The sequence below is a fragment of the uncultured Tateyamaria sp. genome (assembly GCF_947488715.1).
Classification (GTDB): Bacteria; Pseudomonadota; Alphaproteobacteria; order Rhodobacterales; family Rhodobacteraceae; genus Tateyamaria.
Genome location: NZ_CANLAG010000004.1, coordinates 261,746 through 275,748 on the forward strand (window position 1 = coordinate 261,746; position 14,003 = coordinate 275,748).

At 61.9% G+C, this 14,003-nt stretch carries 14 protein-coding genes; 7 read left to right on the forward strand and 7 right to left on the reverse strand.

Going from position 1 to position 14,003, the window contains the following annotated elements:
* Positions 1-4: 4 nt before the first annotated feature.
* On the reverse strand, positions 5-610 hold the full coding sequence (locus Q0936_RS11730) for a DUF4174 domain-containing protein (RefSeq protein ID WP_366864887.1): 606 nt from the start codon (positions 608-610) through the stop codon (positions 5-7).
* On the opposite strand from Q0936_RS11730, the gene Q0936_RS11735 reads away from it, so the two are divergent.
* Positions 600-1,544 (forward strand): hypothetical protein, encoded by a 945-nt coding sequence (locus Q0936_RS11735; RefSeq protein ID WP_299378129.1) that lies wholly within the window; start codon positions 600-602, stop codon positions 1,542-1,544. The genes Q0936_RS11730 and Q0936_RS11735 overlap by 11 nt on opposite strands.
* Positions 1,501-3,627, forward strand: coding sequence for a methylmalonyl-CoA mutase (scpA, locus tag Q0936_RS11740; protein ID WP_299297338.1), 2,127 nt, complete (start codon positions 1,501-1,503; stop codon positions 3,625-3,627). The genes Q0936_RS11735 and scpA overlap by 44 nt, the downstream gene beginning before the upstream one ends.
* Positions 3,628-3,684: 57 nt before the next feature.
* Here the strand turns inward: scpA and Q0936_RS11745 are convergent, their stop codons facing one another.
* On the reverse strand, positions 3,685-4,344 hold the full coding sequence (locus Q0936_RS11745; RefSeq protein WP_299297339.1) for a tail fiber protein: 660 nt from the start codon (positions 4,342-4,344) through the stop codon (positions 3,685-3,687).
* Positions 4,345-4,608: 264 nt separating this feature from the next.
* On the opposite strand from Q0936_RS11745, the gene Q0936_RS11750 reads away from it, so the two are divergent.
* From Q0936_RS11750 to Q0936_RS11770, 5 genes are read left to right on the forward strand one after another with little or no spacing between them, the layout of a single operon-like run.
* Positions 4,609-5,220, forward strand: coding sequence for a VOC family protein (locus Q0936_RS11750; RefSeq protein ID WP_299297340.1), 612 nt, complete (start codon positions 4,609-4,611; stop codon positions 5,218-5,220).
* Positions 5,217-5,720: a GNAT family N-acetyltransferase gene (locus tag Q0936_RS11755; protein ID WP_299297341.1), complete on the forward strand. Its 504-nt coding sequence runs from the start codon at positions 5,217-5,219 to the stop codon at positions 5,718-5,720. Before Q0936_RS11750 ends, Q0936_RS11755 begins: the two co-directional genes overlap by 4 nt.
* A 9-nt stretch (positions 5,721-5,729) precedes the next feature.
* Positions 5,730-6,410 carry a molecular chaperone DjiA gene (locus Q0936_RS11760; protein WP_299144675.1) on the forward strand — a complete coding sequence of 227 codons (681 nt, stop codon included), beginning with the start codon at positions 5,730-5,732 and terminating at the stop codon, positions 6,408-6,410.
* The gene (locus Q0936_RS11765; protein ID WP_299297342.1) at positions 6,410-7,411 is read left to right on the forward strand and encodes an endonuclease/exonuclease/phosphatase family protein; all 1,002 of its coding nucleotides are present in this window, start codon (positions 6,410-6,412) and stop codon (positions 7,409-7,411) included. Before Q0936_RS11760 ends, Q0936_RS11765 begins: the two co-directional genes overlap by 1 nt.
* Before the next feature lie 17 nt (positions 7,412-7,428).
* Positions 7,429-7,797 (forward strand): hypothetical protein, encoded by a 369-nt coding sequence (locus Q0936_RS11770; RefSeq protein ID WP_299297344.1) that lies wholly within the window; start codon positions 7,429-7,431, stop codon positions 7,795-7,797.
* Here the strand turns inward: Q0936_RS11770 and Q0936_RS11775 are convergent.
* From Q0936_RS11775 to Q0936_RS11795, 5 genes are all read right to left on the reverse strand, one after another.
* Entirely contained in the window at positions 7,794-9,341 is a 1,548-nt protein-coding gene (locus tag Q0936_RS11775) for a Ppx/GppA family phosphatase (RefSeq protein WP_299144684.1), read from the reverse strand. The two genes, Q0936_RS11770 and Q0936_RS11775, sit on opposite strands and share 4 nt — an antisense overlap.
* A gap of 120 nt (positions 9,342-9,461) precedes the next feature.
* Positions 9,462-9,764 (reverse strand): hypothetical protein, encoded by a 303-nt coding sequence (locus Q0936_RS11780; RefSeq protein ID WP_299378133.1) that lies wholly within the window; start codon positions 9,762-9,764, stop codon positions 9,462-9,464.
* A gap of 139 nt (positions 9,765-9,903) precedes the next feature.
* Positions 9,904-12,072, reverse strand: a complete 2,169-nt coding sequence (locus Q0936_RS11785) for an RNA degradosome polyphosphate kinase (RefSeq protein WP_299297346.1) — start codon at positions 12,070-12,072, stop codon at positions 9,904-9,906.
* A gap of 39 nt (positions 12,073-12,111) precedes the next feature.
* Positions 12,112-12,795, reverse strand: coding sequence for a chromosomal replication initiator DnaA (locus tag Q0936_RS11790; RefSeq protein WP_299144694.1), 684 nt, complete (start codon positions 12,793-12,795; stop codon positions 12,112-12,114).
* 2 nt (positions 12,796-12,797) lie between these two features.
* On the reverse strand, positions 12,798-13,889 hold the full coding sequence (locus Q0936_RS11795) for an AI-2E family transporter (RefSeq protein WP_299144698.1): 1,092 nt from the start codon (positions 13,887-13,889) through the stop codon (positions 12,798-12,800).
* Positions 13,890-14,003: the final 114 nt, after the last annotated feature.

Consider the following 14,003-nt stretch of genomic DNA (forward strand, 5'->3'; position numbering starts at 1 on the left):
GCGGTCAGCCCTTCCCGTCGCGGCGTTCGCGGATTTCGCGTTGCCGCATTGGCATTTTGTCGATGGTCCGGCTCAACTCGCGGACGTCCCATGGAAACGGTTTGCGCAGCTTCACGCCGCCATCTTTGCCGATGAGCACCAACATAAAGCCGCGTGGCCGTAGTTTCAGGCGCAGGTCAGAATTGGCCGACGGGTCGGTGTCCGTCAAAACGACCACGTCCCGCTCTGCCAGTTCGGCGGCGCGGTCTGCCAGCAAGTCCATTTGCTGCGAAAAGCTGGGGTCGTTCGGGCTGTCTGCAAAGACGATGATTGGGCGCTTTTCCCAGACGAATTCACTCAAATCTGACACATCTTGTTCCAGGAAAATGGTGCTTGGGGCCGTTGTGTCGCCTTCGGCGGCTGCAAGCGAACCCCCCAAAAGTCCCGCGAAAACAATAGGTAGTACGTGTTTCATATGGTCTCCTGTTGGGATCAATGTAGCGGCTTTTTTTGCGATTGCGACGGGCAGTGACATCAATTTTAGCTTTAATCCCTCTGCAAGCCCTGCTGTGCGAGCCTCCGGCGCGAACACAATGGGCGGCTTCGCCAGAAAGGCAGGGATGAAGGTCATTTTGCACATCGGGGCGCACCGCACCGGCACCACCAGTTTTCAGATGTATATGCGCCGCGAGGCGGCGGGCTTGCAGGGGCAGGGCATTGGGTTTTGGGGACCCGCCCGGACGCGCAAGGGGCTCTTTGCCGGGATACAACCCGTGCCCGGTCTGGGCGCAACTGCGGCGCAGCGGGCGCGGGGCCGCATCCTGCTACAGATGGATCGCGCGGCGCAAAACGGTGTCGGCACGCTGGTGGTCAGCGACGAAAACATGATGGGTTCGGTGCGTCGCAACCTGCGGGCACGTGCGCTTTACCCGGATGTGGGCGAACGGCTGGCGCGTTATGTCGGTGCCTTTGACGGGCGTATCGACACGGTGATCCTGTCCGTGCGCGCGCTGGATCATTTCTGGGCGTCCACCGCCGCTTATGGCGTGTCGCGTGGTCACGGGGTGCCTGATGCACATGGTGCGATGCAGATTGCCATGGGCGCGCGGACATGGCGGGACGTGGTGCAGGATGTCGCCTGCGCGGCACCGGGTGCGCGTATCGTTGTGGCCCCGTTCGAGACATCTGCGGCCCGCCCTGACACAATGCTCGCCATCGGCACGGGCGTGTCCGTCCCGGTGGACCGGACGCCCGACCGCCTGAACAAGGCCCCCGGCCCGGACGCTTTGCGCAGTATTCTGATGGACCGCGGCGAAGACCCTGAACAGATCGCACGCGGCACTGGCCGTTGGACACCCTTCGATATCTCGGCCCGCGCGATGCTGCGCGAGGCCTATGCCGATGACATGCTGTGGCTCGTGGCCGGAGCAGATGGATTGGCAAACCTGACAGAGGATTTGGACCATGCACGCGCGGGGCAAACCCCGCCATATGGCCCACGGACAAGAGGACACCCACCACATGACAAGCAAGAAAGACGCATGGCGGAACCGCGCGGAAGCTGAACTGCGCGGCAGGCCGGTCGACGACCTGACATGGAAGACGCTGGAGGGCATCGACGTGGCCCCCGTCTATACGGCGGAGGATCTGGACGGTGTCGATCATCTGGGCACTGTGCCGGGCGAAGCGCCGTTCACCCGTGGGGTCAAGGCGACGATGTACGCGGGCCGCCCGTGGACGATCCGCCAATATGCTGGTTTTTCAACCGCCGAGGAATCCAACGCATTCTACCGCCGGGCGCTGGATGCCGGCCAGCAGGGCGTGTCGGTCGCGTTCGACCTGGCCACCCACCGTGGCTATGACAGCGATCACGAGCGTGTGCAGGGCGATGTCGGCAAGGCGGGCGTGGCCATCGATAGTGTCGAGGACATGAAAATCCTCTTTGACGGTATTCCATTGGACAAAGTCAGCGTGTCCATGACGATGAACGGCGCGGTGATCCCGATCCTCGCCAACTTCATCGTCGCAGGTGAGGAACAGGGCGTGGACAAGGCCAAGCTGTCCGGCACCATCCAGAACGACATCCTCAAAGAGTTCATGGTGCGCAACACCTATATCTACCCGCCCGAACCCTCGATGCGGATCATTGCGGACATCATCGAATACACCAGCGCCGATATGCCCAAGTTCAACTCGATCAGCATCTCGGGCTACCACATGCAAGAGGCCGGCGCGAACTTGGTGCAGGAGCTGGCATTCACCCTCGCTGACGGGCGCGAATACGTGCGCGCGGCGATTGCGCGGGGCATGGATGTGGACGCCTTTGCCGGGCGGCTCAGCTTCTTTTTCGCCATCGGCATGAACTTTTTTATGGAGGCAGCCAAACTGCGCGCCGCACGCCTGTTGTGGCACCGCATCATGGCGGAGTTCGAGCCCAAGAACCCCAAATCCTCGATGCTGCGCACCCATTGCCAAACCTCTGGCGTCAGCTTGCAGGAACAAGACCCCTACAACAACGTCGTGCGCACCGCGTTCGAGGCGATGAGCGCGGTGCTGGGCGGCACACAATCGTTGCACACCAACTCCTTTGACGAGGCCATCGCGCTGCCCACGCAGTTCTCGAGCCGCATCGCGCGCAACACGCAGCTGATCCTGCAAAACGAGACCGGCGTGACCAACGTGGTCGACCCGCTGGCAGGCTCCTACTACGTCGAAAAACTGACTCATGATCTGGCCGAGGAAGCCTGGAAACTCATCGAAGAGGTCGAGGAAATGGGCGGCATGACCAAGGCCGTGGCCTCCGGCATGCCCAAGCTGCGCATCGAAGAGGCGGCGGCCACCCGTCAGGCGCTGATCGACAAGGGCGACGAGGTGATCGTCGGCGTCAACAAGTTCCGCCTCGAGAAAGAGGACGAGATCGACATCCTCGACATCGACAATGCGGCCGTGCGGGACGCGCAAATTGCGCGCCTCGACCGTATTCGCGCCGACCGTGACGAGGATGCGTGTCAGGCGGCGCTGGATGCGCTCAGCGCGACCGCGCAGGCGGATGGCAATCTTTTGGCAGCGGCTGTCGAGGCGGCCCGCGCACGTGCGTCGGTGGGAGAAATCAGTATGGCGATGGAAAAGGTGTTTGGGCGTCACCGCGCCGAGGTCAAGACCCTGGCCGGTGTGTACGGTGCGGCATATGAGGGCGACGAAGGCTTTGCCGCGATCCAGAAATCGGTCGAGGCCTTTGCCGAAGCCGAAGGGCGACGCCCGCGCATGTTGGTCGTCAAGATGGGCCAGGACGGGCACGATCGCGGGGCCAAGGTGATTGCGACAGCCTTTGCCGACATCGGCTTTGACGTGGATGTCGGGCCGCTGTTTCAGACGCCAGCCGAAGCGGCGCAGGACGCGGTCGACAACGATGTGCACGTGGTTGGCATCTCGTCACAGGCCGCCGGTCACAAGACACTGGCCCCGCAACTGGTTCAGGCCCTCAAGGATGCGGGTGCCGACGATATCATCGTCATCTGCGGCGGGGTCATCCCGCAGCAGGACTACCAGTTCCTCTATGATGCAGGCGTCAAAGCAATCTTTGGACCGGGCACCAACATCCCGGATGCAGCACAGGACATCCTGAACATCCTGCGTCCGTCAACCTGACAGCAACAAAAAAGGCCGCCAGAGTTGGCGGCCTTTCTCTTTTTGCGTGACGCCTGATCAGTTGCGCGAGGGGAAAATCCCTTGCAGCGCGATACAGGTGCTGACGGTCACAAACGGGTTCTGGATCGAGAACGCCAAGTTGGCTGTTGAGTTGTTACCGATCATGTTCGGATGCATTGCCACATTCGGAGACAGGTTCGAATAGATGTTGATGTCCGGGTTGCTGTTGTTCGGATCGTTGAAGTCAGGCGTCGCCAAAGTGTCGCCACCAGGTCCGGCCGCATCCGCATAGCCACCGCCAGCGGACGTGTTTTTGTTCACAGCAAACGCCGGGTGATTGTGTGCGGGCAGCTCGCTGGCGAACAGCGTTTTCGTAAACGTTCCACCACGTTGGCCGATCTGATAGGTCGGCAGGCCTGGGCCTGAGCCCAGGTTGAACATCATCCGGCCCCGTGTGTCGGGCAGAGCGAATGTCGTCCGTCCATCACCGCCGTAGATCGTTCCCAGCAACGAGAACAGGGCGCTGTTCTGAGCGATGGGCAGCAAAGCGCCATTGGTGTATGCCCATCCGCGAGGGCAAAAGTTGAAGCCGAAATGAGAAATCTGGCCAAGGAGCGGTTCAGCCTGCGCATGCGCTTTCTGCGGTGCAAAGCTGAGCGAGGCGGCGGCTGTGGCCGCGACAACCAGAGATGTTGTGAGTTTCAAGATTTTTTTCATGAGGCGTGCCTTTCGTGCAGCGTGCCAAGGTATTGAGACCTTGTGTTCTTTTGAGTGGAGTTAAGCTTTGTAATCAATAAGTAAAAACACCTACATCTTGCGAGAGCGCCGGCGTACCTGTCAACATTTTTGACGGTCAACGGGTGTTTCGGGTGAATTAAATGTGCTTTCCATGGGGCCGGGGTTCTCAATCCTGGGTCGTTTTGCGATACCTTCCCGGACTGGTTGTATTCCCTCATTGGACCGCATGAGCAGGAGCCGTTTATGATTTTTGACCACCTTGTCGTTGGGGGATCTGACCTTGATGCGGCGCGTGCCTGTGTTGAAGATGCGCTTGGCGTGGCGATGCAGACCGGCGGTGCGCATGAGGTGTTTCAAACCCACAATGCGCTCATGGCGCTCGAGGATTGTTTGTACCTTGAGGCGATTGCACCCAATCCGGCCGTGCCTGCCCCGGTGCGTCCGCGGTGGTATGACCTGGACCGGTTTTCGGGCCCTGCGCGGCTGTCCAATTGGGCCTGCGCAGTGCGGGACATGGATCAGGCGTTGGCCGATATGCCCGAGGGTGTTGGAGCGCCGGTCGAGGTGCGACGCGGCGACCTGAATTGGCGTATGGCCGTGTCAGAGGCGGGGACCACGCCGTTCGACAACCTGTGGCCCGCCTTGATCGAATGGCCCGAGGGTGTGCATCCTGCGGGCCTGTTGACACCGACGGGTGTGCGCCTCAGACGGTTCACGATTGTGCATCCGCGCGGCACCGAGATGTCTCGGGCCTTGTATCACCACCTGACCGATGACCGCGTTGCCGTTGAGACCGGTGATACCCCCGCTTTGCACGCTGTGTTTGATACTCCGCACGGGGAGCGGGCGCTGTGATACGTCCCGCCGTTGCTGCGGACGCAAGCTGGATCGCGGACATCTGGAACGGCATCATCGCAGACACGCTTGTCACTTTTACCACCGTCCCCAAAACGCCGGACGCCGTGGCCGAGATGATCGCGGAACAGACCGTGTTGGTGGCCGACACCCAGGCGGGGTTTGCAACCTTTGGCCCGTTTCGGTCCGGTCCCGGCTATGCCGCAACTGTAGAGCACACTGTTCTATTGTCGCGGGCGGCGCGTGGTCAGGGCATCGGCACCGCGCTGATGCAGGGCCTGATCACCGAGGCGCAGGCCGCCGGACACCGCGTGATGGTGGCCGCCATCAGCGGTGAAAATCCCCCTGCGGTCGCCTTTCACGCGGCACTGGGGTTTCAGATGGTGGCGCACATGCCCCAGGTCGGGCGCAAATCTGGCCGGTGGCTCGACCTGATCCTCATGCAAAAGGTGCTGACCGGGGTGCATGATGGTGATGCGTTGCCCGCTGATCGGGTATAGGCTGCGCGTATGAGCCTTTGGTCCCGCATATCTGACGCCCTCGCGGCGCTGTCCTCTGGCGAGGGGTTGGCCGCAGTATTTGACAAACTGCGCGCCCCGCCCGAGCGCAGCGTGGCCTTTGCCATTGCCGTGATCGCGCTGGGGGCCAAGATGGCCAAGGCCGACGGACATGTGACGCGCGACGAGGTCACCGCCTTTCGCGAGGTGTTCCACATCGCCGCAAAGGACGAGGCGGGTGCCGCGCGTGTGTTCAACCTGGCGCGCACTGACGTTGCGGGTTTCGAGGACTACGCCACCCGCATCCACGCCATGTTCGCCAGCCAGCCCGAGACGTTGACGGACCTGCTTGAGGGGTTGTTTCATATCGCGATGGCGGACGGGTTTTATCACCCGAACGAAGACGCATTTCTGGAAGAAGTCTCGCATATCTTTGCGATTTCCGACAGTGATTTCAAAGCGTTGCGGGCGCGGTTTGTACCGGACGCGGTGCCCGATCCCTACAGCGTTCTGGGTGTGGCATCGGATATGGATCTGGCGGACATCCGCACCGCCTGGCGCAAGCTGGTGCGCGAAAACCACCCCGACGCAATGATGGCGCGCGGCGTTCCCGAAGAGGCTGTGCGTCTGGCCGAAAAGCGGATGATCGACATCAATCGCGCGTGGGAAGACATCCAGAGCGAACGCGGCTGATGCGGTTGGCCACTTACAATATCGAGTGGATGAACAACCTGTTTGACGATCACGGCGCGCTGTTGCCTGACGGCGCGCGATCGGCGCGCCACGGCGTGACGCGGGCGGAACAGATACAGGCCGTGACCACCGTGTTTCAGGCGCTGGACGCGGATGCGGTGATGATCATCGAAGGGCCTGACGATGGCCGACATCGCAACACGGTCACCGCGCTCGAGACCTTTGCCGCCCATGCCGGTGTGCGGGCGCGGCGCGCTGTGCTTGGGTTTTCGAACGATACCCAGCAAGAGATTGCGCTGCTCTACGACCCGGACGTCATGTCAGTGCGCCATGATCCCCAGACGCACGCGGATGCGCCGCGTTTTGACACCCGCTTTGCCATTGACCTGGATGTTGACGCGACCCAGGACGAGGTGGTGTTTTCAAAACCGCCGCTGGAACTGGCCGTCGAAACCGCATCAGGCCACCACTTGCGTCTGATCGGTGCGCACCTGAAATCCAAGGCGCCACACGGGGCCAAGACGCGGGACGAGGTGATGCGCGTGTCTATTGCCAATCGGCGCAAGCAACTGGCCCAAGCCATCTGGCTGCGCGCCCGGATCACCGCACATCTCGAGGCGGGCGATGCGCTGATGCTGATGGGCGATCTGAACGACGGACCGGGCCTTGATGCCTACGAGGACCTGTTTGGCCGCTCGTCGGTTGAGATCATCCTTGGAACCGGCGGGCAGGCGCTCTTTGATCCACATGCGCGGCAGGCGCTGCAACGGCGTTTGGGGGCGGCACCGACAACGGCCCGGTTCTGGATCAAACCCGAGCAACGGTTTCTTCAGGCCTTGCTTGATTACATCATGGTCTCGCCGGATCTTGCGGCACGCGCGCCGCGCTGGCGCATCTGGCATCCGCTGGATGATCCCGACTGTTGGGCGCAACCCGCGTTGCGTGACGCGCTGGTCACGGCGTCCGACCATTTTCCGGTCAGTTTGGATATCGACCTCTGAGGCCCCATATATCCCCCATGAAACGTGTTTTGATACCGCTCTTGCTGATCCTTGCCGCACCTGCCGCTGCGCAGGATGACGCGACGCCGGACCAAGGGCTGTCGCTGATGGAACGCGGCGCGCAGATGCTCATGGAGGGGCTGCTGCGCGAAATGGAACCGGCATTGGAAGACTTGCAGGGCATGGCCGAAGATGTCGGCCCAGCCTTGCGCGATTTCGCGCAACAGATGGGGCCGGCATTGCGGGGCCTGTTGGACGATGTGCAGGATTGGAGCGTCTATGAGCCGCCCGAGATGCTGGACAACGGCGACATCATCATTCGGCGCAAACCCGCGCCAGACCCTGCGCCCGTCCCGTCGCCCCCCGGAGCCGAGATCGAAACCTAGCGGCGGCGGCGCTTGACCTTGACGCTGGCATCCATGGAGGCGGCAAGGGAATTGAGCCGGGCTTCGGCGACTTCTCCGAACAGGGGCATGGCGTCCGGGGACAGGTGCAATTCCAGCACTTTCTTTTGCGGAAACCAGCGGAAAGCCCCGCGTTCGGCGTCTTTTTCCATCCACATCATCGCGCCGAACCGCATCGCTTTGCCGACGATTTCCGCCTCACGCTGGGTGCGCGCGTCGATGAGGTCATAGAGCCCCTCGAAATGAGTGCCTTCGCGCTTGTTGGAATAGCGGTGCAGCAGGGCCAGACCGAGAAAGATCCGTTCCGCATGTTTCAGTCCGCCCAGATTGGCGCGCGTGGCGTTGTCAAAACAGACCTCGGCCCGGTAGTCGGGATGCGCCCGCCAGCTGACGTCGTGCAGCAAGCAGGCGGCCTTGATCAGCCGCTTGCGCGCAAACGGAGCGGATTTGAACAGCGGCTCGATGAACTGATACAGCAGCTTGCCAAAACCGGGCATGCGCGCGTCCTTGGCCTCTGCAAAGCGGCACGCTTCGATCAACGGGTCCCGGTCCCGCAGACGTTGCGGCATCTGTTCATAAAGCATGCCTTCGCGGATGCCGTAGCTCGAGACGGCGATGTCCTTGGGACGGAATGTCTTGACCAAACGGGCCAGGACTTCGACGGCCAGCGGGACCAGCGCCATGCGGGTCGACGAGATGCCGCAGGCGCTGCGCAGCGCTTCGTGGTCGGGATGTTCGGCGATGAATTTTGCGGTTTTCTGAACGGAACGCGGTGACATGCGGTATTCGTGCAGGACGTGCAGCGGGTATCCTTGGCGGTGCATGTCCACACGAGCGATGGCGCGCCACGATCCACCCACCAGGAACAGGCGGTCCCGTTGGGTGCCCATTTCGGCCTGCATGGTTTCCATGACGGCCTTGATATGCGCCTTACGCCCCTTCTTGCCGCCTTTGAGGCCTTGCAATTTGAGGGGGCCCAGGTCGGAGGTCATGCGCCGCCCGACCGTGCCGCCGGAGATTTCGGCAAGCTCCATCGAAGATCCGCCGATGTCGCAGACAAGCCCGTAGGATCCCGGCCAGCCCAGCAGGACACCCTGGGCGGACAGGCGCGCCTCTTCGCGGCCGTCAATCGTGCGCACGGTCAGACCGGTTTCGCGCAGGACGTCGGCGCAAAAGGCAGCCCCGTCGCTGGCATCGCGCACTGCGGCTGTCGCGACAACTGACAGTTCGGACAGGCCCATGCCTTCGGCGAGGCATTGAAAGCGGATCAGCGCGTTGAGCGCGCGCACGCGGCCTTGTGGGTTCAGGTGACCGGTGTCCGACAGCCCGGAGCCAAGTGCACACATGATTTTTTCGTTGTAGAAATAGGCGGGTGACCGCGCGGCCCCGTCAAAGACAACCAGTCGGACCGAGTTGGAGCCGACATCCACCACGCCCACACGCGACAAGGCGCGCGCGGATGGGTCTTCGAACAGGGGGCGGCCAAAAAGGCCGCCGTCCTGATGCGGATCGGTCAAAGCGTTCATGGACCCCCCGTGGCACATGTGGTCCGTCGTTGATGGACCAGTGTGCCGTTCGGGTCAATGCGCGAGGGGCGCCGGGTGGCTCTGTTTCGGCTGCGCCGAAAGGCGCCCACCCGCCGACCCTTAGACGGTGAGGGTTTCGACCAGTGTGCCGTTGATGAACACGTCGATCTGCGTATAGGCGGACATGAAGTTCTGGACCCGTGTGGCGCGTGCGACGACCTGTTTGCCTTCCCAGCGTCCTTCAAAGTTCTGAGCCGATCCGCTGAACGCCTGCGAGCGTTGTTGGATCACCCGCTCGCCGTTGAAGAACAGTTGCAGTTCGCCGTCGAACATGCCCGGTTCGATCTGTGCCGCAATTTGCAGCCGTTCTTTGCCATATTGCGCGGTTTCCGGCGCGCTGTATTGTGTGCAGCCGGCGGCCATGAGCAGACCCAGGGCACTGCAGAACAAGAGGGATTTCATAGAGAACACATACCATTACTGATGCAATTGGCCTGCGTCTTACAGGGCAGTGTTTAAGGGCGGATCAAGATTTGTCTTTGCATTTTATCGACATGCGCCGTCAGTCTTCGGTGTGGGTCAGTTTGGGCACATCGGACGCGCCTGCGGACCCGCGCCCTGACAGGGACGGGTTTTCCATAAAGAAGCGGTGACAGTTGAACGCAAAGGTGCCTTCGGTCCATTCGGGTCTGGTGAACTGACCCTGTGGCCCCATAACCCAGCTTTGGGCCACATCCGCGAGGTTTGCCGCCATGACCTGGCTCACGATTTGGGCCTTGACCGTTGGGTTTTCGATCTCGATCAGGGTTTCAACCCGGCGGTTCAGGTTGCGGCCCATCCAATCCGCAGACGAGATGAAGACGCGCGCCTTTTTCGACGGCAAGCCGTGGCCGTTGCCAAAGCAGACGATGCGCGAATGTTCGAGGAACCTGCCCACGATCGATTTGACGCGGATGTTGTCGGAGAACCCCTTGATCCCCGGTCGCAGGCCACAGATGCCACGGATCACCAGGCTGATCCGCACGCCCGCCTGTCCGGCGGCATAGAGCGCATCGATCACCTCGCTGTCGATCAGCGAATTCATCTTGGCCCAGATTTCCGCAGGCTTGCCGTTGCGCGCGTGTTCGGCCTCTGCGGCGATCATGTCCAGCAGGCTCGATTTCAGCGTCATGGGCGAAATGGCGAGGTTGTCGAGCCCTTCGGGCGGCGCATAACCCGACAGGTAGTTGAACACCTTGGTGGCATCGCGCCCCAGTTTCGCGTCGCAGGTAAAGAGCGACACGTCCGTGTAGATACGCGCCGTGATCGGGTGATAATTGCCCGTGCCGTAGTGCGTGTACGTCACCAGGTTCTTGCCTTCGCGACGGACCACGGTGCTGATCTTGGCGTGGGTCTTGAGGTCGAGAAAACCGTAGACCACATGCGCACCGGCCCGTTCCAGCCTGCGTGACTGCCGGATATTGGCGGCCTCATCGAACCGCGCCTTGAGCTCGACCAGTGCCGTGACCGACTTGCCGTCCTCTGCCGCCTCGCACAACGCCTCGACGATGGGCGAGTTCTTGGACGTCCGGTAGAGCGTTTGCTTGATCGCGACCACCTGAGGATCGCGTGCGGCCTGTTGAAGGAAACGCACAACCATGTCGAACGTCTCGTAGGGGTGATGCAGCAGCATGTCCTTTTGCCGAATGGCCGCGAACATGTCGCCCTCGAAATCGCTCACGCGCTCCGGCACACGCGGTGTGAATGTGGGCCACAGCAGGTCGGGACGGTTGTCGAGGACCATCTCGCTCATGTCGGACATGCCGATCATGCCGTCGATCTCGATGACTTCCGCGTCGCTGACGCCGAGTTCCTCCATGATCACAGCCTTGAGCGCGCGGGGCGCACCGGCCGAGTGGGTCAGCCGGACCACTTCCCCCCGGCGGCGACGCTTCAGCGCGACTTCGAACTCGCGCACGAGGTCCTCGGCCTCGTCCTCGACCTCCAGATCGCTGTCGCGCAGCACGCGGAACCCGAAATGCGCCTTGAGCCGGTAGCCCGGAAACAGGTCGGGAATTTTGAGAACCAACAATTCCTCGAGTGGCAAAAAGCGCTGTCCCTCACCGGGCAGCGCGATAAAGCGGTCGATCTGCGCCGGGATCGGCAGCAGCGCCTGCAGGACCCGCTTGTCGGACTTGCGGTCCAGTTGCAGCGCCAGCGCATAGCCCATGTTCGGAATGAACGGGAACGGGTGCGCGGGGTCGATGGCCAGCGGCGACAGAACCGCAAACACCTGGTTGAGAAAGACATCCTTGAGATGCACGATGTCAGCCGATGTCAGATCATCCAGCGTCAGAATGTCGATGCCCGCCGCTTCCATCTCGATCTTGAGGGCGTTCAGAACCTTGGTCTGGCGGTGGATCAACGCGCGCGCATCATCGTTGATCAGCGTCAACTGGTCCGCGGGGCTCAGCCCATCAGCGGCGGGCGTGGTGTTGCCCGCGATGGCCAGTTCGCGCAGGCCTGCCACGCGCACGGTGTAAAACTCGTCCAGATTGCCCGCCGAGATGGACAGAAACCGCAGCCGCTCCAACAGCGGCACACGCGGGTTTTCCGCTTCTTCGAGAACACGCCAGTTAAAGCCCAGCCAACTGAGTTCACGGTTGTAGAACCGGCCCGGACCATCGGTGTCCAGATCAGGCAGCGATACGGGTTCGGGAAACGGGGCAGACAGGAAATCGGCGTTGGTCATGGGGGTTTGTGTCAAATCCGTGTGACGGTTGAATGACGCTTATCCCGCGTTCGGGGTGTCCTTGTCCAGCACCGTGGCCGCCAATGCGCGGGTGACGGGCTGTTTGCGGGCCAGACTGGCGGCATCAAGGGCGGTGACCAACCGTTGCGCCGCGACAAAACTGCGCTCCATCCGGGGCAAAAGATAGGGGATGACATCCGGGCGCGGCGTCAGTTGGCGGTCGGCGAACAGCTTGGCAATCACCGCCGTCAGCAGGCTGTCATCAGGCGCATCCAGTGCCGCATGGCCTGCCGCCGCGATCCGGCTTTGCAGGTCGGGCAATGTCATGTGCCAGTGGGTCGGGGCCGCTGTACCTGTCATCAACAGCGGCGTACCTGCCGCCAGCAACAGGTTGTGCAGATGAAACAGCGCGGTCTGCGCGGGCATGTCTGGGGCAATGGTGTCGACATCCTCGACGGCCACGGGCCCTGTGGCAAAACCCACAATGTTGTCGTCGGTCAAGGTTGCCGCATCCACGATCTGCCCACCGCATTGTTCGGCCCAGACATGCGCCAGATGGGTCTTGCCCGATCCTGTGGGCCCACTCAGCGCCAGCTTTCCGGCAGGCCAGCGGCGCCAGTCGTCGATCATGGCCACGGCCACCGCATTAGACGGCGCAATCATGAAATCATCGCGCCCCAGCGCGGTGCGCGCGGGCAGATCAAAACCCAGTTGCGTGGCCATGATCAGTCCTGCGTCTCTGCGGCATCGTCCGGAGTGGCGTCCGCCGACAGCCCGCGATACAGCCGACTGTCCTGATATTTTTCGATGAGAAAGCGCACAATCACACCCAGTGCCGCAGCCAGCGGCACAGCGACCAGCATGCCGACAAATCCAAAGAGCGCGCCAAAGACGGACAGCGCGAGGATCAGCCACACCGGATGCAAACCGACGCTTTCGCCCACCAGCTTGGGTGTCAGGATGTTGCCCTCGACCACCTGACCGATGCCAAAGACGATGGCAACGGCGACGATCCAATGCCACTCACCCCAGAACTGGAAAAAGGCCAGACCAATCGCCAGCGCACCACCAACCAGCGCACCCACATAGGGGATAAAGGTCAGCAGGCCGGCGACAAACCCAACGACCAGCCCGAATTGCAGGCCCACAATCATCAGCGCAATGGCATAGTAGGTGCCGAGGATCAGGCAAACGGTGCCCATGCCGCGAATGAACCCGGCAAGGGTCGCGTCAACCTCGGCGGCAAGGCGGCGGATGATTGGGGCGTGATCCAGCGGCAAGAGGCCGTTGACCCGCGCAATCATACGGTCCCAGTCCAGCAACAGATACACCGCCACCACCGGCACGATGACAAACAGAACCACGATGTTGATCAGGCTCGCCGCCGATGTCAGCGCCGAGTTCAGCAATTCGCCACCCCGGTTCGAAATCGTCTCACCCAGCGAATTCAGCGTCTGCCGCACCGTTGAACTTTCATCCAGCAGGCTGGGAAACCGTTCGGTCAAAAAGGCCCCCAGATCGCGCGCCAGTTGCGGTGCGGCGTTGAAGAGCTGGATTGCCTGCTCCACCAAAGTCGGAATGACAAGCAGGGCAAGGATGACGAAAATGACGATGGCCGTGATGGTGATCAGACCGGTGGCCAGCCCACGGCTGCAGCCGCGTGCCTCGAGCCAGTCGGCCACGGGGTCGAGGAAATAGGCAATCGCTGCGCCCAGGAAAAAGGGCAGCAGTTGATCCCCCAGCGCATAGAGCAGCAGGAAAAAGACAGCGGCGGCGACGCCCCAATACTTGAACTGATCACGAACTGGCAGGGCCATGGTGTCTCCGACGCGAATGAACGTCCTCACAAATGCGGGGTTTTGGGCCGTTCTTCAAGGGTTTTGCCGCATTGGTTTCGCCCCCAGGCTGTGCCGCCTGCAAAATTGGGCATC

What these genes read in the sequence shown, in the direction of transcription:
- Q0936_RS11735 (WP_299378129.1), top strand. Translation starts at nt 600, where the DNA reads ATGAAGGTCATTTTGCACATCGGGGCGCACCGCACCGGCACCACCAGT.
- Q0936_RS11730 (WP_366864887.1), bottom strand. Translation starts at nt 610, where the DNA reads ATGACCTTCATCCCTGCCTTTCTGGCGAAGCCGCCCATTGTGTTCGCG.
- scpA (WP_299297338.1), top strand. Translation starts at nt 1,501, where the DNA reads ATGACAAGCAAGAAAGACGCATGGCGGAACCGCGCGGAAGCTGAACTG.
- Q0936_RS11745 (WP_299297339.1), bottom strand. Translation starts at nt 4,344, where the DNA reads ATGAAAAAAATCTTGAAACTCACAACATCTCTGGTTGTCGCGGCCACA.
- Q0936_RS11750 (WP_299297340.1), top strand. Translation starts at nt 4,609, where the DNA reads ATGATTTTTGACCACCTTGTCGTTGGGGGATCTGACCTTGATGCGGCG.
- Q0936_RS11760 (WP_299144675.1), top strand. Translation starts at nt 5,730, where the DNA reads ATGAGCCTTTGGTCCCGCATATCTGACGCCCTCGCGGCGCTGTCCTCT.
- Q0936_RS11765 (WP_299297342.1), top strand. Translation starts at nt 6,410, where the DNA reads ATGCGGTTGGCCACTTACAATATCGAGTGGATGAACAACCTGTTTGAC.
- Q0936_RS11770 (WP_299297344.1), top strand. Translation starts at nt 7,429, where the DNA reads ATGAAACGTGTTTTGATACCGCTCTTGCTGATCCTTGCCGCACCTGCC.
- Q0936_RS11775 (WP_299144684.1), bottom strand. Translation starts at nt 9,341, where the DNA reads ATGAACGCTTTGACCGATCCGCATCAGGACGGCGGCCTTTTTGGCCGC.
- Q0936_RS11780 (WP_299378133.1), bottom strand. Translation starts at nt 9,764, where the DNA reads ATGGCCGCCGGCTGCACACAATACAGCGCGCCGGAAACCGCGCAATAT.
- Q0936_RS11785 (WP_299297346.1), bottom strand. Translation starts at nt 12,072, where the DNA reads ATGACCAACGCCGATTTCCTGTCTGCCCCGTTTCCCGAACCCGTATCG.
- Q0936_RS11790 (WP_299144694.1), bottom strand. Translation starts at nt 12,795, where the DNA reads ATGGCCACGCAACTGGGTTTTGATCTGCCCGCGCGCACCGCGCTGGGG.
- Q0936_RS11795 (WP_299144698.1), bottom strand. Translation starts at nt 13,889, where the DNA reads ATGGCCCTGCCAGTTCGTGATCAGTTCAAGTATTGGGGCGTCGCCGCC.